The sequence below is a fragment of the Amphibacillus xylanus NBRC 15112 genome (genome assembly GCF_000307165.1).
GTDB lineage: Bacteria > Bacillota > Bacilli > Bacillales > Amphibacillaceae > Amphibacillus > Amphibacillus xylanus.
Genome location: NC_018704.1, coordinates 89,661 through 106,999, shown reverse-complemented (window position 1 = coordinate 106,999; position 17,339 = coordinate 89,661). Strand labels below are relative to the sequence as shown.

The window sequence follows — 17,339 nt, the reverse complement described above, 5'->3', positions numbered from 1 at the left end:
GAGATGCAAATATTACACAACTTCCATATCTTTGACCTGTTTTACTTGATCTATACTTAATAACGCATGATAAAGATCATTGATCACTGTGTTTTTTCCGATTAAAACATCAAAGATAATAACTGTGTTTGCTTGATCCTTCTTTTCAAAGTTAATACTCCTAACTGTTACATCATACGTATTGAATTGAGAAAAAATTTGATTAATTTGTTCAACTTCCGTAACAGTTAACACTAGATTCTTTCTGTTTTCTTTTTTATTAATTAGTTTCTCAACATTATTAAGGAAAAATAAACTAAAAACTATAATTCCAGTTGTTAAAATTGCAATTTCTATCATACCAACACCGACAACTAAGCCTAATCCTGCAACAGCCCAAATTGATGCAGCAGTAGTTAAGCCTTTTACATTCACACCCGTTACAATGATTGTCCCTGCTCCTAGAAATCCAATACCACTAATAACATATGATGGGATTCTTGCTGGATCGAATCTAACAAAATCAGGAACTTCATCGAAATACTTTTGGAACCCGTATAGTGACAATAACATCATTAAACACGAACTTACACCAACTAATATATGCGTGCGAAATCCTGCTGAATGTCTGTTAATTTCTCTTTCAAAACCAATAATTCCAGATAACAACAGCGCCAACAGCAACCGCATACTCATAACAAAAAAATCAGAGTTAAAGATTTCACTCATCCTTATCATCATCCTCCAATCTGTTATCTAAACGACTAAAAATATTAATTTTAAGAAAAATAAATAGATCCCTTTTACGGAAATCTATTTATTATCTCAACTCATTTTCTTAACCAAGCTATAGCCATTGTACCATGACCTGTGTGGATACCTGCAACTGGTACTAACGGTTCAATCTTTATTGCTAAGTCTTTATACAATTTACTGAATTCCAGTTTCCATTGCTCCGCTACTTCTTTTGCACCGGCATGCATAATACCAATTTCCTGAACCGCACCACTTCTATATACGTCACCAACTTTATTAAATAAATGTTGTACGGCTTTCTTATGACTTCTAATTTTCTCTTCTACAATAACTTTACCGTTTTCAAACTGTAAAACTAAATTTATTTTTAGTAAATTTGCAAATACAGCTTGCGTTGTACTTACTCGACCACTACGTTTTAATTGATCTAAACTTTTCGGCAACAAATACATTTCTGCTTTATCTGGATAAGTTTTCAGTGTGGACACGATCTCTTCATAAGACTTTCCTTCTCGCTCCATCTTTAATCCCTGTTTAATCATCTTACCTAAAGCATATGATCCTATTTTCGAATCAATAACCTCTACTGGGAACTCCTCCATCTGCGCAGCACTCATTGAACTTTGGTAGGTTCCTGTCAGCTGACTAGAAGCATGAATAGCAATACCATAATCATATTCACTTTTTAACTTTTTATATAACTCTATAAATTCACCATAAGGAGGCTGACTTGTTTTTGCGCCCTCTCCATACTGTTCTAATAATTTATAAACATCATCTTTTGAAATATCAATATCTTCTCGATAAGATTTATGATCTATAATAACAATCATTGGCAAAACATAAATATTGTTAGCCTCTATAAACTCCTGAGATAAACCACACGTACTATCTGTAATCCAAGCAATTTTTTTCATAAATAGCCTCACTTTTTTTCATAATAAATTATATATTGCTAATAATTAACTATAACATAGATCACCACTATTATATAGTATATAGTTATTTACAGTTATATATCTTTCCAATATACCTTTTTTATAAACACTAAAAAACCTTCAAGATTATATATCTTGAAGGTTTTTCACTTGCTTAGCGACGTCCTACTCTCGCAGGGAAAACCCAACTACCATCGGCGCTGAAGAGCTTAACTTCTGTGTTCGGTATGGGAACAGGTGTGACCTCTTCGCTATTGTCACTAAACCTACAGGTTATATACCCTGAAAACTAGATAAGAAATGCACCTGACAAGTGTCATCAAATTCAATGCTGAACGGTTGGTTCAGCTTTTTAATTAATCTAGCTCAAGCTCCTAATAGCTAGCGTATAGTTAATCCATCCCTTTGCACAGAAATACACTGTGCGACGGTCTGTCTTATCTATCCGTACGCTATTGAACAGTCGCTTTCGCTTTTTGTTTTAGTTAAGTCCTCGATCGATTAGTATTCGTCAGCTTCACATGTCACCATGCTTCCACCTCGAACCTATCTACCTCATCGTCTCTGAGGGATCTTACTCTAAAAGATGGGAAGTCTCATCTTGAGGGAGGCTTCATGCTTAGATGCTTTCAGCACTTATCCTTTCCATACGTAGCTACCCAGCCATGCTCCTGGCGGAACAACTGGTGCACCAGCGGTATGTCCATCCCGGTCCTCTCGTACTAAGGACAGCTCCTCTCAAACTTCCAAACGCCCACGACGGATAGGGACCGAACTGTCTCACGACGTTCTGAACCCAGCTCGCGTACCGCTTTAATGGGCGAACAGCCCAACCCTTGGGACCGACTACAGCCCCAGGATGCGATGAGCCGACATCGAGGTGCCAAACCTCCCCGTCGATGTGGACTCTTGGGGGAGATAAGCCTGTTATCCCCGGGGTAGCTTTTATCCGTTGAGCGATGGCCCTTCCATGCGGAACCACCGGATCACTAAGCCCGACTTTCGTCCCTGCTCGACTTGTAGGTCTCGCAGTCAAGCTCCCTTCTGCCTTTACACTCTATGAATGATTTCCAACCATTCTGAGGGAACCTTTGGGCGCCTCCGTTACTCTTTAGGAGGCGACCGCCCCAGTCAAACTGCCTGCCTGACACTGTCTCCGAACCGGATAACGGTCCTGGGTTAGAAGGTCAACACCATCAGGGTGGTATCCCACCGGCGCCTCCACGTAAGCTAGCGCTCACGCTTCTTTGGCTCCCACCTATCCTGTACAAATGGCATCAACATTCAATATCAAGCTACAGTAAAGCTCCACGGGGTCTTTCCGTCCTGTCGCGGGTAATGCGCATTTTCACGCATAGTATAATTTCACCGGGTCTCTCGTTGAGACAGTGCCCAAGTCGTTGCACCTTTCGTGCGGGTCGGAACTTACCCGACAAGGAATTTCGCTACCTTAGGACCGTTATAGTTACGGCCGCCGTTCACTGGGGCTTCAGTTCAACGCTTCGTACCAAAGGTACTAACGCATTCCCTTAACCTTCCAGCACCGGGCAGGTGTCAGCCCCTATACTTCGCCTTGCGGCTTCGCAGAGACCTGTGTTTTTGCTAAACAGTCGCTTGGGCCTTTTCACTGCGGCTTCTTCTAAAAGAAGCACCCCTTCTCCCGAAGTTACGGGGTCATTTTGCCGAGTTCCTTAACGAGAGTTCTCCCGCTCACCTTAGAATTCTCATCTCGCCTACCTGTGTCGGTTTGCGGTACAGGCACCTGTGTCCTGGCTAGAGGCTTTTCTTGGCAGTGTGGAATCAGAAACTTCGGTACTATATTTCCCTCCCCATCACAGCTCATGATTAATATCAGACGGATTTGCCTATCTGACTCACTCACTGATTGGGCGTGCATTTCCATCAGCACGCTTTTCTTATCCTCCTGCGTCCCCCCTTCGCTCGTAACGGTCACGAGGTGGTACAGGAATATCAACCTGTCATCCATCGCCTACGCCCTTCGGCCTCGGCTTAGGTCCTGACTAACCCTGAGTGGACGAGCCTTCCTCAGGAAACCTTAGGCATTCGGTGAAGAAGATTCTCACTTCTTTTTCGCTACTCATACCGGCATTCTCACTTCTAAGCGCTCCACCAGTCCTCTCGGTCTGACTTCTCTGCACTTACAACGCTCTCCTACCATTGATCGAAGATCAATCCGTAGCTTCGGTGATACGTTTAGCCCCGGTACATTTTCGGCGCAGCGTCACTCGACCAGTGAGCTATTACGCACTCTTTAAATGGTGGCTGCTTCTAAGCCAACATCCTGGTTGTCTGTGCAACGCCACATCCTTTTCCACTTAACGTATACTTTGGGACCTTAGCTGACGGTCTGGGTTGTTTCCCTCTCGACTATGAACCTTATCACCCATAGTCTGACTCCCAAGTCTATATCTCTGGCATTCGGAGTTTGACTGAATTCGGTAACCCGATGAGGGCCCCTAGTTCAATCAGTGCTCTACCTCCAGGATACGTATCTTGAGGCTAGCCCTAAAGCTATTTCGGAGAGAACCAGCTATCTCCGTGTTCGATTGGCTTTTCACCCCTACCCACACCTCATCCCCGCATTTTTCAACATACGTGGGTTCGGGCCTCCAGTCAGTGTTACCTGACCTTCACCCTGGACATGGGTAGATCACACGGTTTCGGGTCTACGACCTTCTACTATATTCGCCCGTTTCAGACTCGCTTTCGCTGCGGCTTCACCTTTTCTGGTTTAACCTTGCAGAAAATCGTAACTCGCCGGTCCATTCTACAAAAGGTACGCCGTCACCCATTAACGGGCTCCGACTACTTGTAAGCACACGGTTTCAGGTACTATTTCACTCCCCTCCCGGGGTGCTTTTCACCTTTCCCTCACGGTACTGGTTCACTATCGGTCACTAGGGAGTATTTAGCCTTGGGAGATGGTCCTCCCGGATTCCAACGGAATTTCACGTGTTCCGTCGTACTCAGGATACACATCGGAGGTGATGATCTTTCCACTACAGGGCTGTTACCTTGTATCGCGGACCTTTCCAGATCGCTTCGTGTAAATCGTCACTTTGTAACTCCTAATGATGTGTCCTACAACCCCAGTAAGCAAGCTTACTGGTTTGGGCTAATTCCGTTTCGCTCGCCGCTACTCAGGAAATCGCTTTTGCTTTCTCTTCCTCTGGGTACTTAGATGTTTCAGTTCCCCAGGTCTGCCTCATTTAACCTATGGATTCAGTTAAATGTACTACTCCATTACGAGTAGTGGGTTCCCCCATTCGGAAATTCCCGGATCAATGCTTACGTACAGCTCCCCGAGACATATCGGTGTTTGTCCCGTCCTTCGTCGGCTCCTAGTGCCAAGGCATCCACCGTGCGCTCTTTCTTACTTAACTAAAGTTGAACTTTTTATTGCTTCACAGTAAAAAAGACTTTTGGTCTTACTTTGTTTAAAAGTTTGATTTGATGTCTTGTCATACAGCTCGTGTTCAATCCTCATCAATAAGGAATGTTCACTTACTGTTTATTCTTATCTAGTTTTCAAGGTACAATTCCACACGGATGTGGTGACTTCTGTGTTGTCACAAATGTTTTCGATGGGGCGAGTAATCGCAGTCCCACGGATGTGACGATTTTAACAGAAGATCCTTTGAGAGATTGATCTCTCAAAACTGAACCAAACAACTGAATTGTTAAGTCAGCCCGTAGGGCTGTTCCTAGATCAGTCTAGCTCCGACGCCTTATCGACTAGCAGATTTCGAATGCCTTCCTACGATAAGTCAATATCGATTCACTTACGTTCATCGTATTTCCTTTATCTCGTCAGGCCTTCTCCAATCTGTACGTCGATGAGCAAGGCGTCTCCACTTCCTGATTTTCCTTAGAAAGGAGGTGATCCAGCCGCACCTTCCGATACGGCTACCTTGTTACGACTTCACCCCAATCATTGGCCCCACCTTCGGCGGCTGGCTCGCTAAAAGCGTTACCTCACCGACTTCGGGTGTTGCTAACTCTCGTGGTGTGACGGGCGGTGTGTACAAGACCCGGGAACGTATTCACCGCGGCATTCTGATCCGCGATTACTAGCGATTCCGGCTTCATGTAGGCGAGTTGCAGCCTACAATCCGAACTGAAAATGGTTTTATGGGATTGGCTCCACCTCGCGGTTTCGCAGCCCTTTGTACCATCCATTGTAGCACGTGTGTAGCCCAGGTCATAAGGGGCATGATGATTTGACGTCATCCCAACCTTCCTCCGGTTTGTCACCGGCAGTCAACTTAGAGTGCCCAACTGAATGCTGGCAACTAAGTTCAAGGGTTGCGCTCGTTGCGGGACTTAACCCAACATCTCACGACACGAGCTGACGACAACCATGCACCACCTGTCACCGCTGTCCCCGAAGGGAAAGCTATGTCTCCATAGCGGTCAGCGGGATGTCAAGACCTGGTAAGGTTCTTCGCGTTGCTTCGAATTAAACCACATGCTCCACCGCTTGTGCGGGTCCCCGTCAATTCTTTTGAGTTTCAGCCTTGCGGCCGTACTCCCCAGGCGGAGTGCTTAATGCGTTAACGCCAGCACTAAGGGGCGGAAACCCCCTAACACCTAGCACTCATCGTTTACGGCGTGGACTACCAGGGTATCTAATCCTGTTCGCTACCCACGCTTTCGCGCCTCAGCGTCAGTTACAGACCAGAGAGTCGCCTTCGCCACTGGTGTTCCTCCACATCTCTACGCATTTCACCGCTACACGTGGAATTCCACTCTCCTCTTCTGTCCTCAAGTTCTCCAGTTTCCAATGACCGCTTGCGGTTGAGCCGCAAGATTTCACATCAGACTTAAAGAACCGCCTGCGCGCGCTTTACGCCCAATAATTCCGGACAACGCTTGCCCCCTACGTATTACCGCGGCTGCTGGCACGTAGTTAGCCGGGGCTTTCTCGTTAGGTACCGTCAAGGTACCACCCTATTCGAATGGTACGTGTTCTTCCCTAACAACAGAACTTTACGATCCGAAGACCTTCTTCGTTCACGCGGCGTTGCTCCGTCAGACTTTCGTCCATTGCGGAAGATTCCCTACTGCTGCCTCCCGTAGGAGTCTGGGCCGTGTCTCAGTCCCAGTGTGGCCGATCACCCTCTCAGGTCGGCTACGCATCGTTGCCTTGGTGAGCTTTTATCTCACCAACTAGCTAATGCGCCGCGGGCCCATCTATAAGTGATAGCTTGCGCCATCTTTTATCCTCTTGTCAGGAGACAAAAGGTTTTATCCGGTATTAGCTCACGTTTCCGTAAGTTATCCCAGTCTTATAGGCAGGTTGCCCACGTGTTACTCACCCATCCGCCGCTCGATCCATTAAACGTCACTCCGAAGAGATCTGTTTAATTTCACGCGCTCGACTTGCATGTATTAGGCACGCCGCCAGCGTTCATCCTGAGCCAAGATCAAACTCTCAATAAAATTGATAGAGTTACGATTAACTCAATTTTGAAGCACTAGCTTCTTCTTACTTGTTTTTCTTAACATCTTTCGTTGTTTGGATTCAGTTTTCAAAGAACAAAAATGGTGGAGCCTAGCGGGATCGAACCGCTGACCTCCTGCGTGCAAGGCAGGCGCTCTCCCAGCTGAGCTAAGGCCCCACAATTAAAAATTATTGTGTTAAATGGTCGGGAAGACAGGATTCGAACCTGCGACCCCTTGGTCCCAAACCAAGTGCTCTACCAAGCTGAGCTACTTCCCGTAAATGGCGCGCCCGAGAGGAGTCGAACCCCTAACCTCTTGATCCGTAGTCAAGCACTCTATCCAATTGAGCTACGGGCGCTTATGGTGCCGAGGACCGGAATCGAACCGGTACGGTAGTTACCTACCGCAGGATTTTAAGTCCTGTGCGTCTGCCAGTTCCGCCACCCCGGCAAGGATATGTTTTTAATCACCTGGCAAACTAAATGATTAAATCCTTGGAGCGGAAGACGGGATTCGAACCCGCGACCCCCACCTTGGCAAGGTGGTGTTCTACCACTGAACTACTTCCGCGTATATATTAAATTATTTTGGTGCGGGTGAAGGGATTTGAACCCCCACGTCGTAAGACACTAGATCCTAAGTCTAGCGCGTCTGCCAGTTCCGCCACACCCGCGTGTGGATGGTGAGCCATGAAGGATTCGAACCTTCGACCCTCTGATTAAAAGTCAGATGCTCTACCGACTGAGCTAATGGCTCATCTATAATGAGTTGTTAGAATGGTGCCGGCCAGAGGACTTGAACCCCCAACCTACTGATTACAAGTCAGTTGCTCTACCAATTGAGCTAGGCCGGCATATGGTGGAGGATGCAGGGCTCGAACCTGCGACCCCCTGCTTGTAAGGCAGGTGCTCTCCCAGCTGAGCTAATCCTCCGTATGCTTGGCGACGTCCTACTCTCGCAGGCAAAAACCAACTACCATCGGCGCTGAAGAGCTTAACTTCTGTGTTCGGTATGGGAACAGGTGTGACCTCTTCGCTATTGTCACCAGACATATTATTTTCAAGGACAAGATATATTATATTCACTTTTCCGAATAAAAGCAAGTGTTTTTTAAAAGTTTTTTTAAAAGTTTCTTCTTCTATTCACTTCGTGAAAATATATCCTGAAAACTAGATAAGAAATGCACCTGACAAGTGTCATCAAATTCAATGCTGAACAGTCGCTTTCGCTTTTTGTTTTAGTTAAGTCCTCGATCGATTAGTATTCGTCAGCTTCACATGTCACCATGCTTCCACCTCGAACCTATCTACCTCATCGTCTCTGAGGGATCTTACTCTAAAAGATGGGAAGTCTCATCTTGAGGGAGGCTTCATGCTTAGATGCTTTCAGCACTTATCCTTTCCATACGTAGCTACCCAGCCATGCTCCTGGCGGAACAACTGGTGCACCAGCGGTATGTCCATCCCGGTCCTCTCGTACTAAGGACAGCTCCTCTCAAACTTCCAAACGCCCACGACGGATAGGGACCGAACTGTCTCACGACGTTCTGAACCCAGCTCGCGTACCGCTTTAATGGGCGAACAGCCCAACCCTTGGGACCGACTACAGCCCCAGGATGCGATGAGCCGACATCGAGGTGCCAAACCTCCCCGTCGATGTGGACTCTTGGGGGAGATAAGCCTGTTATCCCCGGGGTAGCTTTTATCCGTTGAGCGATGGCCCTTCCATGCGGAACCACCGGATCACTAAGCCCGACTTTCGTCCCTGCTCGACTTGTAGGTCTCGCAGTCAAGCTCCCTTCTGCCTTTACACTCTATGAATGATTTCCAACCATTCTGAGGGAACCTTTGGGCGCCTCCGTTACTCTTTAGGAGGCGACCGCCCCAGTCAAACTGCCTGCCTGACACTGTCTCCGAACCGGATAACGGTCCTGGGTTAGAAGGTCAACACCATCAGGGTGGTATCCCACCGGCGCCTCCACGTAAGCTAGCGCTCACGCTTCTTTGGCTCCCACCTATCCTGTACAAATGGCATCAACATTCAATATCAAGCTACAGTAAAGCTCCACGGGGTCTTTCCGTCCTGTCGCGGGTAATGCGCATTTTCACGCATAGTATAATTTCACCGGGTCTCTCGTTGAGACAGTGCCCAAGTCGTTGCACCTTTCGTGCGGGTCGGAACTTACCCGACAAGGAATTTCGCTACCTTAGGACCGTTATAGTTACGGCCGCCGTTCACTGGGGCTTCAGTTCAACGCTTCGTACCAAAGGTACTAACGCATTCCCTTAACCTTCCAGCACCGGGCAGGTGTCAGCCCCTATACTTCGCCTTGCGGCTTCGCAGAGACCTGTGTTTTTGCTAAACAGTCGCTTGGGCCTTTTCACTGCGGCTTCTTCTAAAAGAAGCACCCCTTCTCCCGAAGTTACGGGGTCATTTTGCCGAGTTCCTTAACGAGAGTTCTCCCGCTCACCTTAGAATTCTCATCTCGCCTACCTGTGTCGGTTTGCGGTACAGGCACCTGTGTCCTGGCTAGAGGCTTTTCTTGGCAGTGTGGAATCAGAAACTTCGGTACTATATTTCCCTCCCCATCACAGCTCATGATTAATATCAGACGGATTTGCCTATCTGACTCACTCACTGATTGGGCGTGCATTTCCATCAGCACGCTTTTCTTATCCTCCTGCGTCCCCCCTTCGCTCGTAACGGTCACGAGGTGGTACAGGAATATCAACCTGTCATCCATCGCCTACGCCCTTCGGCCTCGGCTTAGGTCCTGACTAACCCTGAGTGGACGAGCCTTCCTCAGGAAACCTTAGGCATTCGGTGAAGAAGATTCTCACTTCTTTTTCGCTACTCATACCGGCATTCTCACTTCTAAGCGCTCCACCAGTCCTCTCGGTCTGACTTCTCTGCACTTACAACGCTCTCCTACCATTGATCGAAGATCAATCCGTAGCTTCGGTGATACGTTTAGCCCCGGTACATTTTCGGCGCAGCGTCACTCGACCAGTGAGCTATTACGCACTCTTTAAATGGTGGCTGCTTCTAAGCCAACATCCTGGTTGTCTGTGCAACGCCACATCCTTTTCCACTTAACGTATACTTTGGGACCTTAGCTGACGGTCTGGGTTGTTTCCCTCTCGACTATGAACCTTATCACCCATAGTCTGACTCCCAAGTCTATATCTCTGGCATTCGGAGTTTGACTGAATTCGGTAACCCGATGAGGGCCCCTAGTTCAATCAGTGCTCTACCTCCAGGATACGTATCTTGAGGCTAGCCCTAAAGCTATTTCGGAGAGAACCAGCTATCTCCGTGTTCGATTGGCTTTTCACCCCTACCCACACCTCATCCCCGCATTTTTCAACATACGTGGGTTCGGGCCTCCAGTCAGTGTTACCTGACCTTCACCCTGGACATGGGTAGATCACACGGTTTCGGGTCTACGACCTTCTACTATATTCGCCCGTTTCAGACTCGCTTTCGCTGCGGCTTCACCTTTTCTGGTTTAACCTTGCAGAAAATCGTAACTCGCCGGTCCATTCTACAAAAGGTACGCCGTCACCCATTAACGGGCTCCGACTACTTGTAAGCACACGGTTTCAGGTACTATTTCACTCCCCTCCCGGGGTGCTTTTCACCTTTCCCTCACGGTACTGGTTCACTATCGGTCACTAGGGAGTATTTAGCCTTGGGAGATGGTCCTCCCGGATTCCAACGGAATTTCACGTGTTCCGTCGTACTCAGGATACACATCGGAGGTGATGATCTTTCCACTACAGGGCTGTTACCTTGTATCGCGGACCTTTCCAGATCGCTTCGTGTAAATCGTCACTTTGTAACTCCTAATGATGTGTCCTACAACCCCAGTAAGCAAGCTTACTGGTTTGGGCTAATTCCGTTTCGCTCGCCGCTACTCAGGAAATCGCTTTTGCTTTCTCTTCCTCTGGGTACTTAGATGTTTCAGTTCCCCAGGTCTGCCTCATTTAACCTATGGATTCAGTTAAATGTACTACTCCATTACGAGTAGTGGGTTCCCCCATTCGGAAATTCCCGGATCAATGCTTACGTACAGCTCCCCGAGACATATCGGTGTTTGTCCCGTCCTTCGTCGGCTCCTAGTGCCAAGGCATCCACCGTGCGCTCTTTCTTACTTAACTAAAGTTGAACTTTTTATTGCTTCACAGTAAAAAAGACTTTTGGTCTTACTTTGTTTAAAAGTTTGATTTGATGTCTTGTCATACAGCTCGTGTTCAATCCTCATCAATAAGGAATGTTCACTTACTGTTTATTCTTATCTAGTTTTCAAGGTACAATTTTTTAGAGAGTTTTTGATCTCTCAAAACTGAACCAAACAACTGAATTGTTAAGTCAGCCCATAGGGCTGTTCCTATGATGTCCAGCTTAGTCATCCAACGACTAGTAAACTTCCTTCACCTCCGTACGATAAGTCAACATCAACTCACTTGCGTTCGTTGTGTTTCCTTTATCTCCTTCGGTTCAGTCCAGTTTATACGTCGTTAAACAGATGCCTTCGCCTTTCATTATCCTTAGAAAGGAGGTGATCCAGCCGCACCTTCCGATACGGCTACCTTGTTACGACTTCACCCCAATCATTGGCCCCACCTTCGGCGGCTGGCTCGCTAAAAGCGTTACCTCACCGACTTCGGGTGTTGCTAACTCTCGTGGTGTGACGGGCGGTGTGTACAAGACCCGGGAACGTATTCACCGCGGCATTCTGATCCGCGATTACTAGCGATTCCGGCTTCATGTAGGCGAGTTGCAGCCTACAATCCGAACTGAAAATGGTTTTATGGGATTGGCTCCACCTCGCGGTTTCGCAGCCCTTTGTACCATCCATTGTAGCACGTGTGTAGCCCAGGTCATAAGGGGCATGATGATTTGACGTCATCCCAACCTTCCTCCGGTTTGTCACCGGCAGTCAACTTAGAGTGCCCAACTGAATGCTGGCAACTAAGTTCAAGGGTTGCGCTCGTTGCGGGACTTAACCCAACATCTCACGACACGAGCTGACGACAACCATGCACCACCTGTCACCGCTGTCCCCGAAGGGAAAGCTATGTCTCCATAGCGGTCAGCGGGATGTCAAGACCTGGTAAGGTTCTTCGCGTTGCTTCGAATTAAACCACATGCTCCACCGCTTGTGCGGGTCCCCGTCAATTCTTTTGAGTTTCAGCCTTGCGGCCGTACTCCCCAGGCGGAGTGCTTAATGCGTTAACGCCAGCACTAAGGGGCGGAAACCCCCTAACACCTAGCACTCATCGTTTACGGCGTGGACTACCAGGGTATCTAATCCTGTTCGCTACCCACGCTTTCGCGCCTCAGCGTCAGTTACAGACCAGAGAGTCGCCTTCGCCACTGGTGTTCCTCCACATCTCTACGCATTTCACCGCTACACGTGGAATTCCACTCTCCTCTTCTGTCCTCAAGTTCTCCAGTTTCCAATGACCGCTTGCGGTTGAGCCGCAAGATTTCACATCAGACTTAAAGAACCGCCTGCGCGCGCTTTACGCCCAATAATTCCGGACAACGCTTGCCCCCTACGTATTACCGCGGCTGCTGGCACGTAGTTAGCCGGGGCTTTCTCGTTAGGTACCGTCAAGGTACCACCCTATTCGAATGGTACGTGTTCTTCCCTAACAACAGAACTTTACGATCCGAAGACCTTCTTCGTTCACGCGGCGTTGCTCCGTCAGACTTTCGTCCATTGCGGAAGATTCCCTACTGCTGCCTCCCGTAGGAGTCTGGGCCGTGTCTCAGTCCCAGTGTGGCCGATCACCCTCTCAGGTCGGCTACGCATCGTTGCCTTGGTGAGCTTTTATCTCACCAACTAGCTAATGCGCCGCGGGCCCATCTATAAGTGATAGCTTGCGCCATCTTTTATCCTCTTGTCAGGAGACAAAAGGTTTTATCCGGTATTAGCTCACGTTTCCGTAAGTTATCCCAGTCTTATAGGCAGGTTGCCCACGTGTTACTCACCCATCCGCCGCTCGATCCATTAAACGTCACTCCGAAGAGATCTGTTTAATTTCACGCGCTCGACTTGCATGTATTAGGCACGCCGCCAGCGTTCATCCTGAGCCAAGATCAAACTCTCAATAAAATTGATAGAGTTACGATTAACTCAATTTTGAAGCACTAGCTTCTTCTTACTTATTTTTTCTTAACATCTTTCGTTGTTTGGATTCAGTTTTCAAAGATCAATTGTTACTGCCTTCGTTTGCGACAGCTTTTATATTATATACTGACTGCCGTTCAAATGTCAACAACTTTTTTAAAAAACTTTTTTAATTTTTGCTGACCAATTTTGGCGACTTGATTAATATAACACGATAATTTCACTTCGTCAACACTTTTTTAAAAATAAAATAAGTTCCTATTTGTAATTAGATTTATGAGTGTAGCGCCATGGCCTCTTTCATTATCTTCCCCTTACAATAGGAACTTATTACTCAAATTTCAAATTTACTAAAATAATTATATATTTATAGAAGAACTTATCTTATTTACTTTTCATTTGTGGGAAAAGTAATACATCACGTATAGATGGTGAGTTCGTTAATAACATTACTAAGCGGTCAATACCTATACCTAATCCACCTGTTGGTGGCATACCATATTCAAGTGCTTCTAAGAAGTCCTCATCCATTTCATGTGCTTCGTCGTTTCCTTGCTCTCTTTCTTTAACTTGCGCTTCGAATCTCTGTCTTTGATCAATTGGGTCGTTTAATTCAGAGAACGCATTCGCATGTTCACGACGAACAATAAACAATTCGAAACGATCAGTGAAACGTTCATCCTCTTTATTCTTTTTAGCTAAAGGTGATATTTCAACAGGGTGTCCATATACAAATGTTGGTTGCACCAAATGTTCTTCAACTTTTTGCTCGAAGAATTCATTGACAATGTGTCCGAATGTCATCATTTCATTAATTTCTACATTATGTTTTTTCGCTAGAGCTCTTGCTTCATCATCTGTCATCTTCGGCCAGAAATCTACGCCGGTAAATTCTTTTATAATATCAACCATGTGGACTCTCTTCCAACCTGGTTTTAATTCAATCATATCATCTCCGTACTGAACTGTAGTAGAGCCTGTTACTTCCTCTGCAATATGAGCGACCATATTTTCAACTAAACTCATGATATCTTCATAATCGGCATATGCTTGGTAAAGTTCAATCATTGTAAATTCAGGATTGTGTCTCGTTGATACACCTTCATTTCTAAAGACTCGCCCAATCTCATAAACACGTTCCATTCCACCAACAACTAAACGCTTCAAGTGTAACTCGATCGCTATACGCATATAAAGATCAATATCAAGTGTATTGTGATGTGTGATAAACGGTCTAGCAGATGCTCCACCCGGGATATTGTGCATCATCGGTGTTTCTACTTCTAAGAAACCAGCATTATCTAGGTAACGGCGCATTGATTGAATAATCTTGCTTCGCATAATAAAAGTTTCCTTGCTGTCGTGATTTGTAATTAAATCAAGGTATCTTTGACGATAGCGTTGCTCTACATCTTTTAATCCGTGGAATTTTTCAGGCAACGGTCGTAAGGATTTTGTCAACATAGTGAAAGAAGTTACTTTCACTGATAATTCTCCTACGTTCGTTTTGAACAATTCACCTGATACACCAATTATATCTCCTAAGTCCGCTGTATTAAATAGCTCATAAGCGTCTTCCCCGATTTCATCTTTACGAACATATATTTGAATCTGTCCACTAAAATCTTGGATATGAGAGAAACCTACTTTTCCTTTTCCACGTTTAGTCATAATCCGTCCAGCGATTGTAACGTTTACCGCCTTCTCTTCAAGTTCCTCTTTTGACAGCTCGTTATATTGTTCTACTAGCTCATTTGCCATATGGGTACGTTCAAATTTATCTCCAAAAGGATCGATCCCTTTAGCGAGCATATCATTCATTTTATTTCTTCTAACCCGCATATGCTCATTTAATTCTTCTGACATAATTTCTTCACTCCGATTCTAGATTATCTTCTTATATAATATTGTTCATTAGTTTACCATAGCATACCATCATTATCTAACCTTTTTAACTAATTAAAATATGGCTAATTTTACTAATTGCGTTAACAAGGGATCGTCAATTATGGTTTTCATTTTTCATGAGGTGGTTCAAGTTCCACAAGAGGTACACCAAGAGTCTCAACTGTTCTTTCTAAAAATTCCTTAGTTGGTTTTCGCTTTCCACGTTCAATTTCCCCAACAATAGATAATGAAACGCCTATTGCATCTGAGAATTCAACCTGAGTATAGCCTTTTAACTTTCGGTAAGCTTTGATCCGTCTTCCCCATCTTTCTTGATCCATTTAACGACACCTCTTTTTTCTTCATTTGTGATTAGTGATAATTGCTCGGTTACAGTTTTATTAATTGTAGGAATCACCAAATTCGGATTCACTTCAACTAATGGAACTAATACAAATGCTCTAACGTGCATACGAGGATGAGGTATAACTAATTGATTCATCATTATATTTTCTTGATTATATAGCAAAATGTCAAGGTCAATTGTCCGTGGTCCCCATCTTACTTCACGTTTTCTTCCTAATTTCCGTTCGATCATCTGGCATTCTTCTAACAATTCAACGGCTGAACAGTTCGTTTCGATCTCAATCACTTGATTCAAAAACTTTTCTTGATCCTCAAATCCTACTGGATCAGTCTCATAAATACTCGATAATTTAACAATAGAAGTCTGTTTAATTTGCTCAATTTCATTAATAGCTTGTTCTAAAAATTCATTTCGCGGATTAATATTCGATCCTAATGCAATATAAGCCTTATTCATAGTCTGTTTTCTCCCGGTAAATTTCAACAGCAACTGACTGATAATGTCCTGCGATTGGCGGATTAGGTTTAATCACTTTAACTTTACATGCACAGAGTTTGTCATATTGCGTAATAAGCTCAGAGGCAATTTTTTCAGCTAGAGCCTCAATTAACGCAACCGGCTTTCCTTCTACAATCTCTTTCACCTTTTGATAAACTTCACCATAATGAATTGAGTCAGTTACTTGGTCAGACACTCCTGCTTTTTTTAAATCTAAAAGTAATTCTAGATCAACCATAAAAGTTTGCCCCAACTCATTTTCTTCTTTTAGAACACCATGATAACCATAGAATGCTAATTGATTCAAATATATTTTATCCAATTACTTGTCACCCTTCCCAACCAGCGCATCTGTCATTTTAGCAATACGCGCATTCATCAAGACATTATGTACACGGACAATATCGGCACCTTTCGTAATGCCGTATCCTGTTATCGCACCAGTTCCTTCATCTCTCTCACCTATCGGCAGGTCTAACACGTGACCAATGACTCTCTTTCTAGACACACCCAATAGTAATGGGTAGCCCATTGCTTTAAAGCGATCCAAATGACGTATTACTTCCAGGTTCTCATCCATACTTTTAGCAAAACCAACGCCTGGATCCAAAATAATTTGATTGTCTTTAACGCCATTTGCTTTTGCAATCGCGATACTTTCTCGGAGATCGCGTTCCATATCAGCGATTAAGTCGTTATAGATCGCTTCCTCTCGATTATGCATTAATATAATTGGCACATTATATTCTGCTGCTACTTTAGCTATATCGGGATCATACTTCGCTCCCCAAATATCGTTAATAATTGAAGCGCCTGCCTCAATGGCAGCCTTTGCAGTTTCAGCTTTAAATGTATCAATAGATATCGGAGTAGATAACGTTCGGTTAATTGCTTCAATAGCAGGAACAACTCTATTTATTTCATCCGCTATACTCACTGGTGTATAGCCTGGCCTTGTCGACTCTCCCCCAATATCAATAATATCAGCACCATCAGCTACCATTTTTTTCGCCTGTTCAACTGCTCGATTCACATGATTATATTTACCACCATCAGAGAATGAATCAGGTGTTACATTTAAAATTCCCATAATCATCGTTTTATCTTTAAAGTTTAAAAGTCCATTTTTCGTTACAATTGATTGGTTCAAATTTATTCACCCTTATGTTTTTATTTCATTTTAACACCATTTATCGGCAATTAGCAGCTTTTTTAGACGGTTTTATATTAATATCTTCTCACTATATCATAACATTATTTTACATAAAAAAAGCAACTCCCGAAAGAAAATTGAGAGTTGCTTCAAAAA

At 44.9% G+C, this 17,339-nt stretch carries 7 protein-coding genes, 9 tRNA genes and 6 rRNA genes; all 22 read right to left on the bottom strand.

Annotation, left to right across the window (positions count from 1 at the left end; translation table 11 throughout):
* Positions 1–12 precede the first annotated feature (12 nt).
* The 22 genes from AXY_RS00545 to folP all read right to left on the bottom strand — a co-directional run bounded on the left by AXY_RS00545 (position 13) and on the right by folP (position 17,126).
* Positions 13–708 carry an MgtC/SapB family protein gene (locus tag AXY_RS00545; RefSeq protein ID WP_015008832.1) on the bottom strand — a complete coding sequence of 232 codons (696 nt, stop codon included), beginning with the start codon at positions 706–708 and terminating at the stop codon, positions 13–15.
* Positions 709–809: 101 nt separating this feature from the next.
* Entirely contained in the window at positions 810–1,652 is an 843-nt protein-coding gene (locus AXY_RS00540) for a DegV family protein (protein ID WP_015008831.1), read from the bottom strand.
* Between the two features lie 173 nt (positions 1,653–1,825).
* Positions 1,826–1,938 (bottom strand): 5S ribosomal RNA (gene rrf / locus AXY_RS00535).
* 216 nt (positions 1,939–2,154) lie between these two features.
* Positions 2,155–5,077, bottom strand: a 23S ribosomal RNA gene (locus AXY_RS00530).
* A 489-nt stretch (positions 5,078–5,566) separates the two neighbouring features.
* A 16S ribosomal RNA gene (locus AXY_RS00525) occupies positions 5,567–7,136 on the bottom strand.
* A 103-nt stretch (positions 7,137–7,239) separates the two neighbouring features.
* Positions 7,240–7,315: transfer RNA gene (locus AXY_RS00520), tRNA-Ala, on the bottom strand.
* Positions 7,316–7,339: 24 nt separating this feature from the next.
* Positions 7,340–7,416, bottom strand: a tRNA-Pro gene (locus AXY_RS00515).
* Between the two features lie 4 nt (positions 7,417–7,420).
* Positions 7,421–7,497, bottom strand: a tRNA-Arg gene (locus AXY_RS00510).
* A 3-nt stretch (positions 7,498–7,500) separates the two neighbouring features.
* Positions 7,501–7,589: transfer RNA gene (locus AXY_RS00505), tRNA-Leu, on the bottom strand.
* A gap of 45 nt (positions 7,590–7,634) precedes the next feature.
* A tRNA-Gly gene (locus tag AXY_RS00500) sits at positions 7,635–7,709 on the bottom strand.
* An 18-nt stretch (positions 7,710–7,727) separates the two neighbouring features.
* Positions 7,728–7,812, bottom strand: a tRNA-Leu gene (locus AXY_RS00495).
* 7 nt (positions 7,813–7,819) lie between these two features.
* Positions 7,820–7,895 (bottom strand) — tRNA-Lys (locus AXY_RS00490).
* A 21-nt stretch (positions 7,896–7,916) separates the two neighbouring features.
* Positions 7,917–7,992, bottom strand: a tRNA-Thr gene (locus AXY_RS00485).
* 3 nt (positions 7,993–7,995) lie between these two features.
* Positions 7,996–8,071: transfer RNA gene (locus tag AXY_RS00480), tRNA-Val, on the bottom strand.
* A gap of 4 nt (positions 8,072–8,075) precedes the next feature.
* Positions 8,076–8,188, bottom strand: a 5S ribosomal RNA gene (gene rrf, locus AXY_RS00475).
* A 188-nt stretch (positions 8,189–8,376) separates the two neighbouring features.
* Positions 8,377–11,299 (bottom strand): 23S ribosomal RNA (locus tag AXY_RS00470).
* A gap of 394 nt (positions 11,300–11,693) precedes the next feature.
* Positions 11,694–13,263, bottom strand: a 16S ribosomal RNA gene (locus AXY_RS00465).
* The 16S, 23S and 5S rRNA genes sit together here with 9 tRNA genes alongside, the layout of an rRNA operon.
* A 399-nt stretch (positions 13,264–13,662) precedes the next feature.
* Positions 13,663–15,144, bottom strand: a complete 1,482-nt coding sequence (gene lysS / locus AXY_RS00460; RefSeq protein WP_015008830.1) for a lysine--tRNA ligase — start codon at positions 15,142–15,144, stop codon at positions 13,663–13,665.
* A 149-nt stretch (positions 15,145–15,293) separates the two neighbouring features.
* Positions 15,294–15,506, bottom strand: coding sequence for a helix-turn-helix domain-containing protein (locus AXY_RS00455; protein WP_015008829.1), 213 nt, complete (start codon positions 15,504–15,506; stop codon positions 15,294–15,296).
* Positions 15,458–15,988, bottom strand: a complete 531-nt coding sequence (gene folK / locus AXY_RS00450) for a 2-amino-4-hydroxy-6-hydroxymethyldihydropteridine diphosphokinase (protein ID WP_015008828.1) — start codon at positions 15,986–15,988, stop codon at positions 15,458–15,460. The genes AXY_RS00455 and folK overlap by 49 nt, the downstream gene beginning before the upstream one ends.
* Positions 15,981–16,352: a dihydroneopterin aldolase gene (gene folB / locus AXY_RS00445; RefSeq protein WP_015008827.1), complete on the bottom strand. Its 372-nt coding sequence runs from the start codon at positions 16,350–16,352 to the stop codon at positions 15,981–15,983. Before folB ends, folK begins: the two co-directional genes overlap by 8 nt.
* On the bottom strand, positions 16,353–17,126 hold the full coding sequence (folP, locus tag AXY_RS00440) for a dihydropteroate synthase (RefSeq protein ID WP_081585473.1): 774 nt from the start codon (positions 17,124–17,126) through the stop codon (positions 16,353–16,355). It abuts the gene before it with no gap.
* Positions 17,127–17,339 lie beyond the last annotated feature (213 nt).